The organism is Hymenobacter actinosclerus, assembly GCF_900111515.1.
GTDB lineage: Bacteria > Bacteroidota > Bacteroidia > Cytophagales > Hymenobacteraceae > Hymenobacter > Hymenobacter actinosclerus.
The window spans coordinates 1,013,602-1,029,421 of record NZ_FOHS01000001.1; the positions used below are offsets into that span (position 1 = coordinate 1,013,602).

Annotated in this window: 16 protein-coding genes and 1 tRNA gene; 10 read left to right on the forward strand and 7 right to left on the reverse strand. The window is 60.8% G+C overall.

From position 1 onward, the window contains the following. Positions 1 to 119: 119 nt before the first annotated feature. Positions 120 to 1,145, reverse strand: a complete 1,026-nt coding sequence (locus BMY67_RS04345; RefSeq protein WP_092768638.1) for a threonine aldolase family protein — start codon at positions 1,143 to 1,145, stop codon at positions 120 to 122. Positions 1,146 to 1,246: 101 nt separating this feature from the next. Between BMY67_RS04345 and BMY67_RS19275 the strand changes: the two genes are divergently transcribed. After that, on the forward strand, positions 1,247 to 1,417 hold the full coding sequence (locus BMY67_RS19275) for a hypothetical protein (protein ID WP_177189680.1): 171 nt from the start codon (positions 1,247 to 1,249) through the stop codon (positions 1,415 to 1,417). Between the two features lie 144 nt (positions 1,418 to 1,561). On the opposite strand, the gene BMY67_RS04350 is transcribed toward BMY67_RS19275, so the two are convergent. After that, positions 1,562 to 2,065, reverse strand: coding sequence for a metallophosphoesterase family protein (locus BMY67_RS04350; protein WP_092768641.1), 504 nt, complete (start codon positions 2,063 to 2,065; stop codon positions 1,562 to 1,564). A gap of 264 nt (positions 2,066 to 2,329) precedes the next feature. Here BMY67_RS04350 and BMY67_RS04355 point away from each other — a divergent pair, with 264 nt between their 5' ends. Both BMY67_RS04355 and BMY67_RS04360 read left to right on the forward strand, forming a co-directional pair. After that, on the forward strand, positions 2,330 to 3,031 hold the full coding sequence (locus tag BMY67_RS04355; protein ID WP_092768644.1) for an NUDIX hydrolase: 702 nt from the start codon (positions 2,330 to 2,332) through the stop codon (positions 3,029 to 3,031). A 16-nt stretch (positions 3,032 to 3,047) separates the two neighbouring features. Then, a complete protein-coding gene (locus BMY67_RS04360) occupies positions 3,048 to 3,533 on the forward strand; it encodes a hypothetical protein (RefSeq protein ID WP_092768647.1) in 486 nt (161 codons plus the stop codon). 100 nt (positions 3,534 to 3,633) lie between these two features. Here BMY67_RS04360 and coaD read toward each other — a convergent pair whose 3' ends face one another. From coaD to BMY67_RS04375, 3 genes are all read right to left on the reverse strand, one after another. Next, positions 3,634 to 4,092, reverse strand: a complete 459-nt coding sequence (gene coaD / locus BMY67_RS04365; protein WP_092768650.1) for a pantetheine-phosphate adenylyltransferase — start codon at positions 4,090 to 4,092, stop codon at positions 3,634 to 3,636. Between the two features lie 143 nt (positions 4,093 to 4,235). Further along, positions 4,236 to 5,123, reverse strand: a complete 888-nt coding sequence (locus BMY67_RS04370) for a DUF3822 family protein (protein ID WP_143069692.1) — start codon at positions 5,121 to 5,123, stop codon at positions 4,236 to 4,238. 88 nt (positions 5,124 to 5,211) lie between these two features. Next, a complete protein-coding gene (locus tag BMY67_RS04375; RefSeq protein ID WP_092768656.1) occupies positions 5,212 to 5,718 on the reverse strand; it encodes an NUDIX domain-containing protein in 507 nt (168 codons plus the stop codon). Between the two features lie 113 nt (positions 5,719 to 5,831). On the opposite strand from BMY67_RS04375, the gene BMY67_RS04380 reads away from it, so the two are divergent. The 3 genes from BMY67_RS04380 to BMY67_RS04390 all read left to right on the forward strand — a co-directional run bounded on the left by BMY67_RS04380 (position 5,832) and on the right by BMY67_RS04390 (position 8,563). Further along, positions 5,832 to 6,284, forward strand: coding sequence for a PaaI family thioesterase (locus tag BMY67_RS04380; protein WP_092768659.1), 453 nt, complete (start codon positions 5,832 to 5,834; stop codon positions 6,282 to 6,284). A gap of 182 nt (positions 6,285 to 6,466) precedes the next feature. After that, positions 6,467 to 7,891: an ATP-dependent DNA helicase gene (locus BMY67_RS04385; RefSeq protein ID WP_092768662.1), complete on the forward strand. Its 1,425-nt coding sequence runs from the start codon at positions 6,467 to 6,469 to the stop codon at positions 7,889 to 7,891. A 138-nt stretch (positions 7,892 to 8,029) separates the two neighbouring features. After that, on the forward strand, positions 8,030 to 8,563 hold the full coding sequence (locus BMY67_RS04390) for a DUF1573 domain-containing protein (RefSeq protein WP_092768664.1): 534 nt from the start codon (positions 8,030 to 8,032) through the stop codon (positions 8,561 to 8,563). A 124-nt stretch (positions 8,564 to 8,687) separates the two neighbouring features. Here BMY67_RS04390 and BMY67_RS04395 read toward each other — a convergent pair whose 3' ends face one another. Beyond that, positions 8,688 to 9,065, reverse strand: a complete 378-nt coding sequence (locus BMY67_RS04395; protein ID WP_092768667.1) for a DUF423 domain-containing protein — start codon at positions 9,063 to 9,065, stop codon at positions 8,688 to 8,690. Positions 9,066 to 9,222: 157 nt separating this feature from the next. Continuing rightward, positions 9,223 to 9,888, reverse strand: a complete 666-nt coding sequence (locus BMY67_RS04400; RefSeq protein WP_092768670.1) for a YggS family pyridoxal phosphate-dependent enzyme — start codon at positions 9,886 to 9,888, stop codon at positions 9,223 to 9,225. Between the two features lie 173 nt (positions 9,889 to 10,061). Between BMY67_RS04400 and BMY67_RS04405 the strand changes: the two genes are divergently transcribed. The 4 genes from BMY67_RS04405 (at position 10,062) to cphA (ending at position 15,781) form a co-directional block, all read left to right on the forward strand. Further along, positions 10,062 to 10,565 carry a carboxypeptidase-like regulatory domain-containing protein gene (locus tag BMY67_RS04405; RefSeq protein WP_177189681.1) on the forward strand — a complete coding sequence of 168 codons (504 nt, stop codon included), beginning with the start codon at positions 10,062 to 10,064 and terminating at the stop codon, positions 10,563 to 10,565. A gap of 162 nt (positions 10,566 to 10,727) precedes the next feature. Beyond that, a complete protein-coding gene (gene rpsA, locus BMY67_RS04410; RefSeq protein ID WP_092768676.1) occupies positions 10,728 to 12,545 on the forward strand; it encodes a 30S ribosomal protein S1 in 1,818 nt (605 codons plus the stop codon). A gap of 300 nt (positions 12,546 to 12,845) precedes the next feature. Then, a tRNA-Cys gene (locus tag BMY67_RS04415) sits at positions 12,846 to 12,916 on the forward strand. Between the two features lie 228 nt (positions 12,917 to 13,144). After that, a complete protein-coding gene (cphA, locus tag BMY67_RS04420) occupies positions 13,145 to 15,781 on the forward strand; it encodes a cyanophycin synthetase (protein ID WP_092768679.1) in 2,637 nt (878 codons plus the stop codon). Positions 15,782 to 15,820 lie beyond the last annotated feature (39 nt).

Sequence of the window (15,820 nt, forward strand, 5' to 3'; positions counted from 1 at the left end):
GGCAGTGCCGAGCTGTAGAGCAGCAGTTGATAAATCGCAGCTGATAAAAGTGCGTCATTCTGGGCATGCTGCGCTTAGAGCAGCATGCTCAGAATGACGTTTCTTCACTACTCACTACTCTACAGTTCAGCCAGCGCCGCTTCTACCCGTGTCAGCATGGCGTCGTCGATGTCGAGGTGGGTTACGAAGCGAATCAGCTGGGGGCCGAAGGAGGAAGCGCGGATGCCGCGCTGCTCCAGGTGGGCCAGAAACTGCTCGGCGGGCAGGGTGTCGGCGAGGCGGAAGATGACGAGGTTGGTTTCGACGGGCAGCACCTGCGTTACGTAGGGGCGGGCGGCCAGCGCCTGGGCCAGCTGTTGGGCGCGGCGGTGGTCGTCGGCGAGGCGCGCCACGTGGTGTTCGAGGGCGTAGAGGCCGGCCGCGGCCAGGTAGCCGGCCTGCCGCATGCCGCCGCCCATCACCTTGCGGATGCGCTTGCACTTCTCGACAAACGCCCTGGAGCCCAGTAGCACCGAGCCCACCGGCGCACCCAGGCCCTTGCTCAGGCACACCGAAATAGTGTCGAACAGGCGGCCGTACTCGCGACCGTCCTGGCCGGTGGCCACCAGCGCATTGAACACCCGGGCGCCATCCAGGTGCAGGGGCAGGTGGTGGCGGCGGGCTACGTCGGCCAGCGCTTCCAGTTCGGGCAGAGCGTAGCAGCTGCCGCCGCCGCGGTTGTGGGTGTTTTCGAGCGAAATAAGGCGGGTAATGGGGTAATGCACGTTTTCGGGCCGGATGGCGGCTTCCACCTGCGTGGCCGTCAGGCGGCCCCGGTCGCCGGGCAGCAGGGCCACCGAAGCGCCCGAGTGGAAGGCAATGCCGCCCACTTCCCACAGATAAATGTGCGAAGTCTGCTCGCAGATTACCTCGCTCATGGGCTCGGTGTGGGCCTTGATGGCCACCTGGTTGGTCATGGTGCCGGAGGGGCAGAACAGGCCGGCCTCGAGGCCGAAGCGGGCGGCCGTTTCGGCCTCCAGGGCCCGCACAGTGGGGTCTTCGCCGTACACGTCGTCGCCGACGGGGGCGCGGAACATGGCCTCCAGCATGGCCGGGGTAGGGCGGGTAACGGTGTCGGAGCGCAGGTCGATGGGGGGCTGGGTCATGGGAGGTAGAAAGGGTAAAATCGGAGAAAGGTTTTCGGGTGTCAAATTTAGTCGTTACTTTTGCCCCTCAATTACCGAAAGACTTAACCGACCCGGAAAAAATGAGCGTTACCCGTCTGAAGCGGAAGCACCGCAAGAACATTGCCCGCGCCAACAACAAGCAGCGCATCATCAAGCAACTCCTCCTGACCCCCGTTCTCAAGAACGTGGACCTCGACGAGCTGAAGTCGCGCTTCGGCCAGAGCGAAGCCAAAACCGAAGCCGCCGCCTAAACCGCGCCGCCGTTGGCTGCCCGTATCCCGGCGTCGGTGGGTTTGCACGCCAGCTTTATCAAAGTGCCTTCTCTGTTCTAGAGAAGGCACTTTTTGCTTGTTGGGACTGCCAGCAAGCCCCAGCCCCCGGAGGGGCAGTGCGCCTCACTCGGCCCCGCGGGGGCCCAGCTCCACGGCCCGCAATTGCTGCACTTTGCCGGCTTCTACCTCAAACAGCAGCAGGGTGCGCACCTTATGAAACCCGTGGCGGCCGGCCGCGCCGGGGTTCAGGTGCAGCAGGCGCCGGGTCTTGTCGGGCATCACCTTGAGAATATGCGAGTGGCCGCTGATAAACAAACCCGGCCGGTGCTGCTCGATGAGGGCGCGGCCGGCGGGGCTGTAGTGGCCGGGGTAGCCGCCAATATGCGTTATAAGCACTTGCAGGCCCTCCAGCTCGAAGCTTTGCACCAGCGGCTGGCTCAGGCGCACGTCGCGGCCGTCGATGTTGCCGTACACGCCCCGCAGCGGCGCCAGCTTCTCCAGCTGCTCCACTACGGCCGCGTTGCCGAAGTCGCCGCCGTGCCAGATTTCGTCGCAGCCGCGCAGGTGGTGCAGAATCCGGTCGTCGAGGTAGCCGTGAGTGTCGGAGAGCAGGCCGATTTTTTTCATGGAGCGAAGGTAAAAGGTGAAATGGTGATATAGTGAGCTGGTGAGTTTGACGTTCCGGGGGCCTGATTGCGCCACCTGCGCCGGTAGGGCCCCGGAACGTCAAACTCACTATTTCACCAGCTCACTATCTCACCTTTTGTCGAACCCAACCGGCAACTTCGCGTATCTTGCCCGGCCCGGCCGCCTTTTCGTTTCCGGAGAAATATGCTGTGCTTTGCAGCCAGACGCTTTCGTTTTCATTTGCCTCCTGCTCACCCCGCCGCGATGAACGTTTTCATCAACGACATTCCGCTGATTATTAAAAAAAACAGCGAAAAGATTTACAAGCACAAGTACGACCTGATTCTGAATCCGGAAGACGAATTCTCGTCCAAGGACCTGATTGGCGACGTGCTGGTGCGCGACGTAACCGATGGGTTCGTCGACCGGCTGCTGCGGCTGATGGAGGTGAAAAAGCTTAAAAAGCTGACTTCCCTCACCCTGCTGGCCCGTAAGAAGAAACGCCTCATCCTGCACCTCAAAGACCAGTTCCGCATCGTGAAAGCGGCCGGCGGCCTGGTCGAGAAGGATGGCATGGTGCTCATGATTTTCCGCCTCGGTAAGTGGGACCTGCCCAAGGGCAAGCTCAAGAAGGACGAGGACCCGGCCCTGGGGGCGGTGCGCGAAGTGGAGGAGGAGTGCAATGTGAAGATTGAGCTGGGCGAGAAGCTGCCCAGCACCTGGCACTCTTACGCCTACAACGGCAACAAAATCCTCAAAAAAACGAACTGGTATATCATGCGCTGCCTCGACGACACGCTCATGAAGCCCCAGGCCGAGGAGTACATCGAGGAAGTGCGCTGGATGACGCCCCAGGAGGCCTTGGCCGTGCTCGACAACTCCTACGCCAGCATTGCGCTGGTTATGCGCCATTACCTCAGCAAAATGGCCGGCCAGACTTCGCCCAGCCCCGAAAAAACCTCTTAGCCTTAAGCTTTTGCCCATGCGCCCGAACCTGTACTTTGCCTTGGCCCTTCTGACGGCTCTCACCAGTGCCTGCAGCGGCTCGCAGATGGCCGGCGGCGAAAAAAGTGGCCCCTCGACCGGCACCACCGAAGCCGGCCGCAACGCCACCGTCGACGTGCCGGCCCTGGTGGGCCGCAACATTGATCAGCTGCGCCGTACTATGGGCGCCCCCAAGGAAACCCGCGAGCAGGCCATCGGCCTGGAGCCCACCGCTGCCCAGATGAAGGCCACCAAGGGCCAGGATTGGATTAATACCTTCGAGCGCAACGGCACCACGCTGGTGGTAACCTTCGACGCCAGCACCCGCAAAGTGCGCGACATTGTACTGCTCGGCAGCGACGAGGATACGCTGCTGCGCGAGGCCAACCTAAGCCTGACTTCGCCCGAATACCTGGTGCTGCCCGTCATGAGCCCCGGCAACAGCACCGAGCTCATCGGCATGCGCGTGGTAGCCCGGCGTTAATTTCTGAATATCAAGGAGAAAACGTAAAAAGTGAAAGCCGTTCAGTTTGCCCATTAGGGTAGCTGAACGGCTTTCACTTTTTACGTTTTCTCCTTGATATTCAAGGTTTAGGCAGGGTGTAGGGCACGAAATCATCAACGTTGCCGCCGAAGCGGTGAATTTCGCGGATGATGGTGCTGCTGATGGCCGCCAGGGTGGGGGAGGTGATGAGGAACACGGTTTCGAGGGCCGGGTTGAGGTGGCGGTTGGCCTGCGCAATGGTGTTCTCGTACTCGAAGTCGGTGGTGTTGCGCAGGCCGCGTAGCAGAAACCGGGCATCTACCTCGCGGGCAAAATCGGCCGTCAGGCCCTGGTACTCCCGCACCGATACCCGCGGCTCGTCGTGGAATACGCCCTCAATCAGCTCTGTCATCCGCTCCACGGGCAGGTAGCGCTGCTTGCTGCTGTTGTTGCCAATGGCAATGATAACCTGATCGAACAGCGCCGTACCCCGCCGCACCACATCGAGGTGGCCGTTGGTAAACGGGTCGAAGGAACCGGGAAACAGGGCGATGCGCATAAGGCGGTGATTTGGTGAGTGGTGAGATGGGGATTTGATGTTCGAAAAGCCTTCTTGGTGCGTAAGCGGCGCGAATTAAATCAAAGCTGCCAGCCGCGCACATCGCGCAGTCAGGCTTCCTGGACATCAACTCCCTATCTCACCTACTCGCAGAGATGCAGGGCGAACAGCTCGAAGTAGCGGTACTCGAACAGGTCGTTGAGGCGGTAGCTGTAGCCCAGGTCGAAGGGGCGGTTGCCGAAGCGCAGGTGGCGGATGTACTTGCGCAGAATCGTGAACAGCTCCGAGTCGTGCATCAAATCACCCCAGATAACTACCGGGTCCTGGTCGGGGTCGAGCTGCAGCTCCTGCATCACCAGAATCACGTAGTAAATGAGGTCTTCGGGGGTGCTGAAGGGGTACACGTTGCACAGGCGGGGCTGCTTGCCCTGCATTACGAGTACCGTAAGCTGGCCGGGGCCGATGCTGAGGTAGATGCGGCTGGCCCCGCTGGCCTCGCTCTGCTGCACCACGCCCTGCAGCAGGGGAGTGGTGCCGTGCACCAGCCGGCCCGCGGGGTACGTGTGCCCGAACCAGTCCGTCAGGTCGCGGTCGGCGGCAAACAGGCTCACGATATCCAGCCCGCTGTGCGCATAGGCGTGCACCGACTCGCGGCCGGGGTTCAGGGCGTGATGCAGGCTCAGGTAAGCCGTTTCGTCGCCGGGGCGGAACAGGGCGGCGGGCAGTAGCGTGAAGGCGCGGTTGTGCACCGCCAGGCGTACGCGGTGCCAGCCACTGCGGCCCAGCAGGTCGTGCTCGGCAGCCAGCGCCGCCAGCTGCTGCGCGTAGCTGAGGCCGGCCTCGGGGGCAGCATACTCTTCGAGGGCCAGAAACTTATTGCGCCGCGCATCGGCCACGCCCAGGCGCAGGCTGGCCGGGCCCGCCGTGATATACAGGTTGTAGGCCGCTAGCTGCTCGGGGTCCAGCGTTTCGTCGCGCAGGCGGTGCAGGGCCGCCGGGGCCAGAGAAGCGGGAGCAACAGAAGACAGCATGAGCAGCAATAAAGAAAAGAGAAGCTAAAAAGGCCCGGCGCGCCGTTCAGGCAACGTTCCGGCCCTTAAAGGTACAAAGGGCCGGGTTTTACTGAAACCGGATTTGCGGAATGAACACATCGTCGGGGCTGATGAGGTCGCGTAGCACCGGATGTACCTGCCGCGGCAACAGCAGCCCCAGCTGCCGCGGGCTCACGAACTCCAGGTGGGTCAGCAGCTGCTCATCGGGGCCGTGCTCGGGGTCGCGGCCGAGGCGGGGCACGGCGGCGGCATCGAGCGGGAGCACCTCGAAGAACAGCTCCAGCGCCTGTAGCCCCGGCCCCTGGTACTCGTGCAGGTGCAGAAACCGGCCTACCGTTACGGCCAGACCGGTTTCTTCGGCAAACTCGCGCTGCAGGCCCTGGTGCAGGGTTTCGCCAAACTGCCAGCCCCCACCGGGCGGCGACCAGAACGGCAGCCCGTCGGGCAGCAGGCCCCGGTGGGCCGTGAGCAGCAGCGCGCCCTCGCGCATCAGCAGGCCGCACACCCGTACCCGGGCCCGGCCGGCGTAGGCCTCCAGCAGTTCGGTGGGCGGGGTAGAAGAAAGTGCACTCATAGAACGGGCAAAGCTACAGTACGCGGGGTAAACGCATCTGCCCACCCAATATTTCGCCCGCCCTTCACCACCGCCGCCGCCGCGCAACCCGCCGAAACCCCCAACTTTGCTCCATGAACCCGACGACGACCCCCGACGCTCCCAATTCTCCCGAGCCCCTCGAAGCCCTGCAAAGGCGCATCCGCCGCAAGCTGGTCCGCCAGCACTTCATGCACCACATCGGCGCCGACCTCACCCTGATTGAACCCGGCCGCATCGAGGCCGAATTGGTGCTCGAAAAGCAGCACCAGCAGCACACCGGCTTCGCCCACGGCGGCCTGGTAGCCACGATGGCCGACTTAGTTGCCGGTTTCGCAGCCGTTACGCTGGTGCCCGATGGCACGGGCGTGGTGACGGTGGAGCTCAAAACCAGCTACCTGCACCCCGGCATTGGCCAGCGCCTGCGGGCCGTGGGCTGGGTGCTCAAAGCCGGCCGCCGCCTGCACTTCTGCGAGTCGGAGGTATGGTGCGACGACAAGTTGATTGCTAAGGCCACCGCGACAATGGCCGTGGTAGAGCCGCATTAGCAGTTCGTAGCCCGACGTAGGGGCGGGGCTTGCCCCCGCCCGCCGTTGGCACCGTGTAAACCATTCCGTTTAACGGAGGGCGCGGGGCGGGTGTCCGCACCATTTCAACGACAGTCGTTTAACGGCGGGCGGGGGCAAGCCCCGCCCCTACGTCGGGCTGTAATAAGGTATCTTTGTAGAGTATGCTAAGTGTCAGAACTCCGTCCGTCCGCGACTATTTTCCCTTTGAGCCCACTCAGGACCAGGCCGCCCTGTTTCAACAGCTTGATGGGTTTTTGAAGGACGATTTACCGGGCCGCAAGGCGTTTGTGCTGCGGGGCTACGCCGGCACCGGCAAAACCACCGTGGTAAGCGCCCTCGTGCAGTGGCTGCACCAGATGGGCCGCAAATACGTGCTGATGGCCCCTACCGGCCGCGCCGCTAAGGTGATGGGCACCTACTCGGGCGTGGCGGCCAGCACCATCCACAAAAAAATCTACCGCCAGACCAGCGGCCAGCCGACCCAGGGCCTCACCTTCCAGCGCCAGCCCAACCGCGCCCAGGATACGCTGTTTATTGTCGATGAGGCCTCGATGATTTCCGACGAAAAAGCCTTCGGCTCGACCGGCCTGCTCGACGATTTGATGAGCTATGTGTTTGAAAAAACGTCGAACCGCCTGCTGCTCATCGGCGACACGGCCCAGCTGCCGCCGGTGGGCCAGCTGCTCAGCCCCGCCCTCGACCCCGACCTGCTGCGCGACCGGTTCCGGGCCGAAGTGGGCTCGGTGGAGCTGCGCCAGGTGATGCGCCAGGCCGAGAAATCGGGCATCCTGATGAACGCCACCGTGCTGCGCGAGGAGCTGCGCCAGGATAATCCTAACATCCAGTTCTTCACCAAAGGCTACCCCGATATCTTTTCGATGGGCACCGATAAGCTCGAAGATGGCCTGCGCTGGGCCTACAAACACTTCGGCTACGAGAACAGCACCATCATCTGCCGCTCCAACAAAAACGCCAACCAGTACAACCAGTACATCCGCCGCATCCTGTTCGAGGCCGAAGACGAGATTGAGTCGGGCGACTACCTGATGGTGGTGCGCAACAACTACTACTGGCTGCCGCGCGACTCCGATATCGGCTTCCTGGCCAACGGCGACTTCGTGCAGGTGGTTAAAATCATCCGGCTCACCGAGGAGTTCGGCTTCCGCTTCGCCGATGCCCGCGTGCGCCTCGTGGATTACCCCGACGAGCCCGACCTGGAAGTAAAGCTGCTGCTCGACACCCTGCACACCGAAAGCCCCGGCCTGCCCGCCGACCGCAATAAGGCCCTTTATGAGGCCATCAGCGAAGATTACAACCACCTCACCACCAAGAAGGAGAAGAGCGCTGCCCTGCGCAAAGACCCCTTTCTGAACGCGCTGCAAGTCAAGTTCGCCTACGCCCTCACCTGCCACAAAGCCCAGGGTGGCCAGTGGCAGGCCGTTTTCGTCGACCACGGCTACCTGAAGGAGGACATGGTGAACTCCGAATTCGCCCGCTGGCTCTACACGGCCGTCACCCGCTCGTCGGAAAAGCTGTTTCTGCTCAACTTCAACCAGAAGCTGCTCGGCGACCCGGCCGAAGAGTAAGGACGGGCTCCGCCTTCTCCCGATGAACTCCACGGCCCGTTGTGCGCGTTAGGCGGGGGCCAGATTGGCCCGAAACTTGGCAGGTTGCGCTCCGGTAGAATCTTTCGTACTTTTAACTGTCATTTACTCACTTGTCTTATGAAAAATGTTCTTTTCCTGGCTCTGTCGCTGTCGGTGATGGGCCTGAGCGCGCAGGCGCAATCCGTGAAGCCGGCCAATGCCCAGGCAAAAGTGGCGGGTCCGCAAATTCAGTTTGAGGAAAGCAAGTACGAGTTCGGCGCCGTGCCAACTGGTGCCGTGGTCGACCACACCTTCAAGTTCAAGAACGTGGGCACCCAGCCGCTGGTTATTTCCAACATCGGTGTTACCTGCGGCTGCACCACTCCTGAGTGGACGCGCGAGCCCATTATGCCCGGTAGGTCGGGTACGGTAGTGGCTAAGTTCAACACGGCCGGCAAGTACGGCATGCAGAACAAGGTGCTCACCATCGAGTCGAACTCGGTAGGCGGCAACGCCATGGTGGCGCTGGTAGGCGACGTGAAGGAAGCCGGCGCTGCTGTTCAGGCCGCGCCCGCCAATGCGGCCGAGTCGGCTGTGAATCAGGCGGCTCCCGATGGCAAGCAAAAAATGAAAATGGACGACAGCAAGATCAAGGTAAAGAAGAAGTCGTAAGGCTGCTTTGACTGAACAGAAAAAGGCGCTTCCCTGCAAAGGAAAGCGCCTTTTTTATGGTCATTAGTAACTATCAGAACAACAGCTGTCAGCTAAAAGCCAATAGCTAACAGCTTGCCAAAACCTACAGCTGCCGGGCGGCCAGCAGCAGCATAATCCAGCCGGCAATGAAGAGCACGCCGCCAATGGGCGTAACGGCGCCGAGCTTGGTGATGCCCGTCAGGCAGAGCACGTAGAGCGAGCCACTGAAGATGATAATGCCGCCCAGCCACAGCCAGGCCACGGTGCCCAGGCTCTTCAGCTCCGGCCGCAGCACTAGCAGCACCCCAATACCCAGCAACGCCAGCGTATGGAAGAATTGGTAGCGCACGGCCGTTTCAAACGTCTCGAAGCGCCCGGAAGCTTCCAGCATTTTGCGCAGCCCGTGCGCCGCAAAGGCTCCGATGCCCACGCTCAAAGCGCCCAGCAGCGCCGCCAGTTGAAGGATGATTTTAGCAGTCATGTTGGTTGGTTTTTGGCTGACGTTCGATAGGAAAAGGTTCGGAAAAAGCCTGTCATCCTGAGCGGAGCGAAGGACCTTATCACGCCTGAACAGGTCGTTGTGGCGTGATAAGGTCCTTCGCTCCGCTTAGGATGACAGATGGACTCATAACTAACACCTAGCGGCGCCCAAAAATAGCGCTGCCCACCCGAACCAGGGTGCTACCCTCGCGCAAAGCCAGCGGGTAATCGGCGCTCATGCCCATCGAAACTTCTTTAAATGCAGGCTCATCGGCAAAATACAGGCTTTTGAGCTTGTCGAAGTAGCCCCGCAGCTGCCGGAACTCGCGGCGCACCTGGTCCTCGTCGTCGGTGTTGGTGGCAATGCCCATGACGCCGGTCAGGCGCACGTGGCGCAGGGCGCGGTACGCCTCGGAGCGCAGGATGTCCTCGGCTTCGGCCAGCGTGAGGCCGGTTTTGGTATCCTCGTCAGCAATATGAAACTGGAGCAGCCCTTCAATTACCCGGTCGTGCTTGGCGGCCTGCTTCTCCATTTCGAGCAGCAGCTTCAGGCTGTCCACACTCTGAACGGTGTGCACGAAGCCGGCAATGTACTTGACCTTGTTGGTTTGCAGCTGCCCGATGAGGTGCCACTGCACGTCGGCGGGCAGCTGGGGCTGCTTGTCGGCCATTTCCTGGGCCCGGTTCTCGCCGAACAGGCGCCCGCCGGCGTCGTAGGCTTCCTGTAGCAAGGCTACGGGGTGGGTTTTGGTAACGGCCACCAGCCGGGCGTTGGTGCCGGCCAAGGTTGCTTCGATGCGGTGGAGGTTTTCAGCAATAGACATGCGGGCAAGTTCGGGGTTTCGGTGGGAAAGGGCGCTGGGGCGGTCCGGGGGGTATTCTGAGCGCAACTGCTTCATAAGCAACCAGAGAAGTGGCGAATCGGTTGAGAACGTGGGTTAACAGCTCTAAAATTATTTGTTTAGATTGGGCTATGGAAAGACGTCATACTACCCAGTTGAAGACGCTGTTTATCATAGTATTGCTTTGTGTTTGGGGGCAGAACGCTTCGGCGCAACAAGGCACAATTGAGGGCGTCTTATTTAACAAAGCCGAGCAAACAGGCTTTGGAGGCAGAGCGACGGTACTGTTACCCGAGTTAAAAAACGGTGCTACTTCGGACGAGAATGGTAGCTTCCGTATTCTTAATATACCTGCTGGCACTTACCAGCTAAAAGTAGAATGCATCGGATATCAGGACACAACATTTCAAGTGAACGTGGTTGCTGATGAGGTTACGGCACTTAATGTTAATTTCCCGATAGGTTGTCACGTCCTAAATCATAAAGGAAAAACTTGTCCCTACTGCCACAAGAGCGACGAAGCTATTCCAGTGGTATATGGTATGCCAGATGAGCGAACCTTGCGGCGGGCGAAAGCAGGCAAATTGAAGCTAGCAGGCTGTAATATGACTGGTTGCGACCCAAAATGGTACTGCAAACGCGACGAAAAGAAATTCTGATAATTCCTGTCTAAAAGCAGTTCGCAACTCTGCCTCAAACTCCGTATCTTTGCGGCCCTGCCAGGGTGGCAGGCCGGCGCTTTAGCGTTGGGTATCAAGCAAAAACGCGTTCCGGGGGTGGGCCCTGCGCCGGACGTGTACATAAGGGCCACTGCAACCATCATGGCAGAATTAGTTGACAATTTCGACTGGGACAACGTAGACGCCAGCGGCTTCGGAGGTAACTATACCGCTGAGCAGCGCGCCGAAATGGAAGAGATGTACAGCGGTACACTCACCACCGTTCAGGAAGAAGAAGTAGTAACCGGCACCGTAGTTGGTATGACCGACCGCGACGTGATCCTGAACATCGGCTTCAAGTCCGATGGTCTGGTGCCCCTGTCCGAATTCCGCGACCTGCCCGACCTGAAGGCCGGCGACACCGTCGAGGTATTCATCGAGGAGCAGGAAAACGCCAACGGCCAGCTTATCCTGAGCCGCAAGAAAGCCAAAATCAAGCAGGCCTGGAAAGCCATCTACGACGCACTGGAGAACGATTCCGTACTCGAAGGCGTGGTAAAGCGTCGCACCAAAGGCGGCCTGATCATGGACCTCGACGGCGTAGAAGCCTTCCTGCCCGGCTCGCAGATTGACGTGAAGCCGATTCGCGACTTCGACATCTATGTGGGTCGCCGCATGGAAGTGAAAGTGGTGAAAATCAACGCCGCTTTCGACAACGTGGTGGTATCGCATAAGGTGCTCATCGAGAAAGACCTCGAGAAGCAGCGCGAAGCCATCCTCAACAACCTGGAGAAAGGCCAGATCCTGGAGGGCGTTATCAAGAACATGACCAACTTCGGCGTGTTCATCGACCTCGGCGGTGTCGACGGTCTGCTGCACATCACCGACATCTCGTGGGGCCGCATCGCCCACCCGAGCGAAGTATTGCAGCTCGACCAGAAGCTCAACATCGTGGTGCTCGACTTCGACGAAGCCAAGAAGCGTATCAGCCTCGGCCTGAAGCAGCTGACCCCACATCCGTGGGATTCGCTGCCCGAGGACATGGGCGTGGGCACCAAGGTGAAGGGCCGCATCGTGAACGTAGCCGACTACGGCGCGTTTATGGAAATCATCCCCGGCGTAGAGGGCCTGATCCACGTGTCGGAAATGAGCTGGAGCCAGCACCTGCGCAACCCGCAGGACTTCATCAAGCAGGGTGACGTAGTAGAGGCGCAGATTCTGACCCTCGACCGCGAAGACCGCAAGATGAGCCTCGGCATCAAGCAGCTCAGCGAAGACCCCTGGACCCGTGGCGACTTCGCCGACAAGTACGCCATCGGCAGCAAGCACAACGGCCTGGTGCGTAACCTCACCAACTTCGGCCTGTTCGTGGAGCTGGAAGAGGGTGTCGACGGCCTCGTACACGTTTCCGACCTGTCGTGGACCAAGAAGATCAAGCACCCCTCCGAAATGGTGAAGGTGGGCGACCGTCTGGACGTGGTAGTACTGGAGCTGGACGTGAGCAACCGCCGCCTGGCCCTGGGCCACAAGCAGCTGGAGGAAAACCCCTGGGATACGTTCCAGACGGTGTTCACCCCCGGTTCGGTACACACCGCTACCATCATCGACAAGAACGACCGCGGCGCGGTGCTCGAGTTGCCCTACGGCATCGAAGGCTTCGCTTACCCCAAGTCGCTCCAGAAGGAGGATGGCTCGATGGCTGAGAACGGTGAGTCGCTCGAATTCCGTGTGATTGAGTTCTCGAAGGACGACCGTCGCGTAGTTCTTTCGCACCAGGCCGTGTACAACAAGCAGGCGGAAGAGGAAGGCCGTTCGGCTAAGTTCGCCAAGAAGAAGCCGTCGGCTACCGGCGCTGCTGCTTCGCAGGGCGAAGGCAAGCTGAGCGACATGAAGAAGACCACCCCGGCCGAGAAATCGACCCTTGGTGACCTCGACGCCCTGTCGGCTCTGCGCGACAAGATGATGGACAACGAGTCGTAAGCCAACCCGGCTTATGGCAAGTAAAAGAGGCCCCGGCGCAAGTCGGGGCCTCTTTTTTTGCTTCTGGCGAAGTACTGTCATTCCGAGCGAAGCGAAGAATCTCGCTCGCAATCGGTGAGTCGCTACAACAACTGCGCGCGAGATTCTTCGCTTCGCTCGGAATGACGTTCTTCCTCGTCACTAATTCCCAAAAAGAAGCCGCACGGCCCCAACGACTTACCAGCGTTCAGGCCGAAAAAGCAGCTCAGGCTTTGGCCTGCTTCGGATAAAGGCGTATGTTTGCATCCTCAAAGCCCCTATGGTGACGTGACCGAGCGGCTAGGTAGAGGTCTGCAAAACCTCCTACGGCGGTTCGAATCCGCCCGTCACCTCTGTTCTGAGTTATTGCCCGAACCCCGGTTGATTTGTTTCAATCGGGGTTTTTTGCGTCGAAATAAATCTGGCCGCCGGAGCCCGCCGGAAGTTGGAAGTTGAGGCTTTGCGGGCTTAAATTGTACGGGATTTAGCGGCCCTGTCGTGGTTGAACCGTGCTTTATCCCTACATTCCGTTTCCGCGTAGCCCGCGTCCCTGACCCGTATTTCCTCTTCTCTCTTCCTTTATGAAAATTGTGAACCTGCGCACTATGCGCGGCCCCAGCTTCTGGTCTGTTAAGCATTACCGTCTGATTGTAATGAAGGTGGATCTGGAGGAGCTGGCCGATAAATGGTCGAGCAGCATTCCGGCGCTGGCCGAGCAGCTACCCCAGCTGCTGCCCCGGCTGACCGATGCGCCCCCCTCCGACGCCGACAAGGCCATCCTGAAGAAACCCCCGCTCACGGCTGCTTTGCTGAGCGATGGGGAGCCGCTGGGCTACGTGATTCAGCACGTGGCGCTGGCGCTGCAGCGGACCGCTGGTATGCCCGTGTTCTGGGGCAAGTCGTATCCGGCCGAGCACGAGCCGGGCGTGGAGTTCGTGGTATTTGCCTACCAGGAGGAGCGGGCCGGCCGCGTGGCCGCCGAGGCCGCCGTGCAGCTCGTCGACGACCTCTGCCAGGGCCGGCCGGTGAACATCGAGCGCACCATTGAGGAGCTGCACGAAATCCGGGAAGAGGAGTTCTTCGGGCCCAGCACCTGGAGCATTGTGTCGGAGGCGGCCTCGCGCAACATTCCGTACATCCAGCTCAAAAACAGCAATATTATTCAGCTGGGCTACGGCGTCAACCAGAAGCGCATCTGGGCCACCACCTCCAGCTACACCAGCCACGCCGGCGTGGAGGTGGCCGGCAATAAAAACCGCACCAAGGCCATGCTCGACGGGGCCGGCGTGCCGGTGCCCAACGGCACCACCGTGTATTCGGAGGACGAGCTGCGCGAGGCCATCGAGGAGCTGGGCTTCCCCATCGTCACCAAGCCGCTCAACGGCAACCACGGCCGCGGCGCCACCATCGGCATTAAGAGCTGGGCCGAGGCCGTGGATGGCTTCCAGGCCGCCCGCGAGCATTCGCGGGCCGTTATCGTGGAGCAGCTGGTGCAGGGGCACGATTTCCGGATGCTGGTGGTGAATGGCAAGCTGATTGCCGCCGCCAAGCGCACCCCGGCGGCCGTAACCGGCGACGGCCAGCACACCGTGCAGGAGTTGATTGACCTCGTGAATCAGGACCCGCGCCGCGGCGTGGGCCACGAAAAGGTGCTCACCAGCATCAAGGCCGACCAGCACACCCAGGATTTGCTGCTCACTCACGGCCTGACGCTGGAGTCGGTACTGCCCGAAGGCCAGGAGCTATACCTGAAAACGACGGCCAACATCAGCACCGGCGGCACGGCCACCGATGTAACCGACCTCGTGCACCCCTACAACGTGCTGATGGCTGAGCGCGTGGCCGGCATCGTGGGCCTCGACATCTGCGGCATCGATTTGTTGACCTCCGACATTGCCATTCCGCTCAACGAAACCCGTGGCGCGGTTATCGAGGTAAACGCCGCCCCCGGTTTCCGCATGCACATTTCGCCCACCCAGGGCCTGGCCCGCAACGTGGCTGCCCCGGTTATCGACATGCTGTTTCCGGCCGGCAGCAAGGCCCGGATTCCGATTTTTGCCGTTACCGGCACCAACGGCAAAACCACCACCACGCTGCTGCTGGCCCATATTGTGGCCTCCAAGGGCTATAAGGTAGGCCACACCACCACCAACGGTATCTACATCCAGGGCGTGCAGCTGCAAAGCGGCGACTGCACCGGTGGCCAGAGCGCCGAGTTCGTGCTCAAGGACCCCACGGTGAACTTCGCGGTGCTCGAAACGGCCCGCGGTGGCATGCTGCGCTCGGGCCTGGGCTTCCATACCTGCGACGTGGCCGTGGTTACCAACGTAGCCGCCGACCACTTGGGCCTGCGCGACATTTACACCGTGGAAGACATGGCGGCCGTGAAGGGCGTGCTGCCGCGCACGGTGCGCAAAAACGGCTGGGCCGTGCTCAACGCCGACGACGACCTGGTGTACGCCATGCGCGAAAAGCTCGACTGCCGGGTGGCACTCTTCAGCATGGACGAGCACAGCCCCCGTATCCGCGAGCACGCCGAGCACGGCGGCCTGGCGGCCGTGTACGAGGAGGGCTACATTTCCATCTACAAGAACAGCTACAAGCTGCGCATCGACCGGGCCGCCGAGTTCCCGGTTACCTTCGGCGGACGGGCGACCTTCAACATCGAAAACGCTATGGCCGCTGCCCTGGCCTGCTACTGCTACGGCTTCGATAAGGACGAAATCAAGCAGGCGCTGCGCACGTTTGTGCCTTCGAGCGTGAAAACGCCGGGCCGCATGAACGTGTACAAATTCCCGCAGTTCGAAGTGATTGTGGACTACGCCCACAATGCCCACGGCATGGAGAAGTTCGCCCAGTTCCTCGACGCCACCGAAGCCACCCACAAGGTAGGCGTGATTTCGGGCCTCGGCGACCGGCGCGACGAAGACACGCTGGCCTTCGCCCGCATCGTGGGCCGGGTGTTCGATGAGGTGATCCTGCGCCAGGACCGCGACCTGCGCGGCAAAACGGCCCAGGAACTCAAGGACCTGATGACCGAGGGCCTGCGCCTCGACGCCCCCGATATCCCCATCACCTACATCGAAAACGAGATGGATGCCATGGATCACGTGCTGCAAACTGCCCGCCCCGGCTCGCTCATCGCCATGTTCACCGAGGACATCAAATCGACGCTCCAGAAGCTCGACGAATTCGAATCACTGATTAGCGCTGATTAATCGTGATTACGCTGATTTTTACGTTCTACGACTGAATGC

Excerpts from the sequence above, each read along its gene's own strand:
- BMY67_RS04345 (WP_092768638.1), bottom strand. The coding sequence starts at position 1,145 with ATGACCCAGCCCCCCATCGACCTGCGCTCCGACACCGTTACCCGCCCT.
- BMY67_RS19275 (WP_177189680.1), top strand. The coding sequence starts at position 1,247 with ATGAGCGTTACCCGTCTGAAGCGGAAGCACCGCAAGAACATTGCCCGC.
- BMY67_RS04350 (WP_092768641.1), bottom strand. The coding sequence starts at position 2,065 with ATGAAAAAAATCGGCCTGCTCTCCGACACTCACGGCTACCTCGACGAC.
- BMY67_RS04355 (WP_092768644.1), top strand. The coding sequence starts at position 2,330 with ATGAACGTTTTCATCAACGACATTCCGCTGATTATTAAAAAAAACAGC.
- BMY67_RS04360 (WP_092768647.1), top strand. The coding sequence starts at position 3,048 with ATGCGCCCGAACCTGTACTTTGCCTTGGCCCTTCTGACGGCTCTCACC.
- coaD (WP_092768650.1), bottom strand. The coding sequence starts at position 4,092 with ATGCGCATCGCCCTGTTTCCCGGTTCCTTCGACCCGTTTACCAACGGC.
- BMY67_RS04370 (WP_143069692.1), bottom strand. The coding sequence starts at position 5,123 with ATGCTGTCTTCTGTTGCTCCCGCTTCTCTGGCCCCGGCGGCCCTGCAC.
- BMY67_RS04375 (WP_092768656.1), bottom strand. The coding sequence starts at position 5,718 with ATGAGTGCACTTTCTTCTACCCCGCCCACCGAACTGCTGGAGGCCTAC.
- BMY67_RS04380 (WP_092768659.1), top strand. The coding sequence starts at position 5,832 with ATGAACCCGACGACGACCCCCGACGCTCCCAATTCTCCCGAGCCCCTC.
- BMY67_RS04385 (WP_092768662.1), top strand. The coding sequence starts at position 6,467 with ATGCTAAGTGTCAGAACTCCGTCCGTCCGCGACTATTTTCCCTTTGAG.
- BMY67_RS04390 (WP_092768664.1), top strand. The coding sequence starts at position 8,030 with ATGAAAAATGTTCTTTTCCTGGCTCTGTCGCTGTCGGTGATGGGCCTG.
- BMY67_RS04395 (WP_092768667.1), bottom strand. The coding sequence starts at position 9,065 with ATGACTGCTAAAATCATCCTTCAACTGGCGGCGCTGCTGGGCGCTTTG.
- BMY67_RS04400 (WP_092768670.1), bottom strand. The coding sequence starts at position 9,888 with ATGTCTATTGCTGAAAACCTCCACCGCATCGAAGCAACCTTGGCCGGC.
- rpsA (WP_092768676.1), top strand. The coding sequence starts at position 10,728 with ATGGCAGAATTAGTTGACAATTTCGACTGGGACAACGTAGACGCCAGC.
- cphA (WP_092768679.1), top strand. The coding sequence starts at position 13,145 with ATGAAAATTGTGAACCTGCGCACTATGCGCGGCCCCAGCTTCTGGTCT.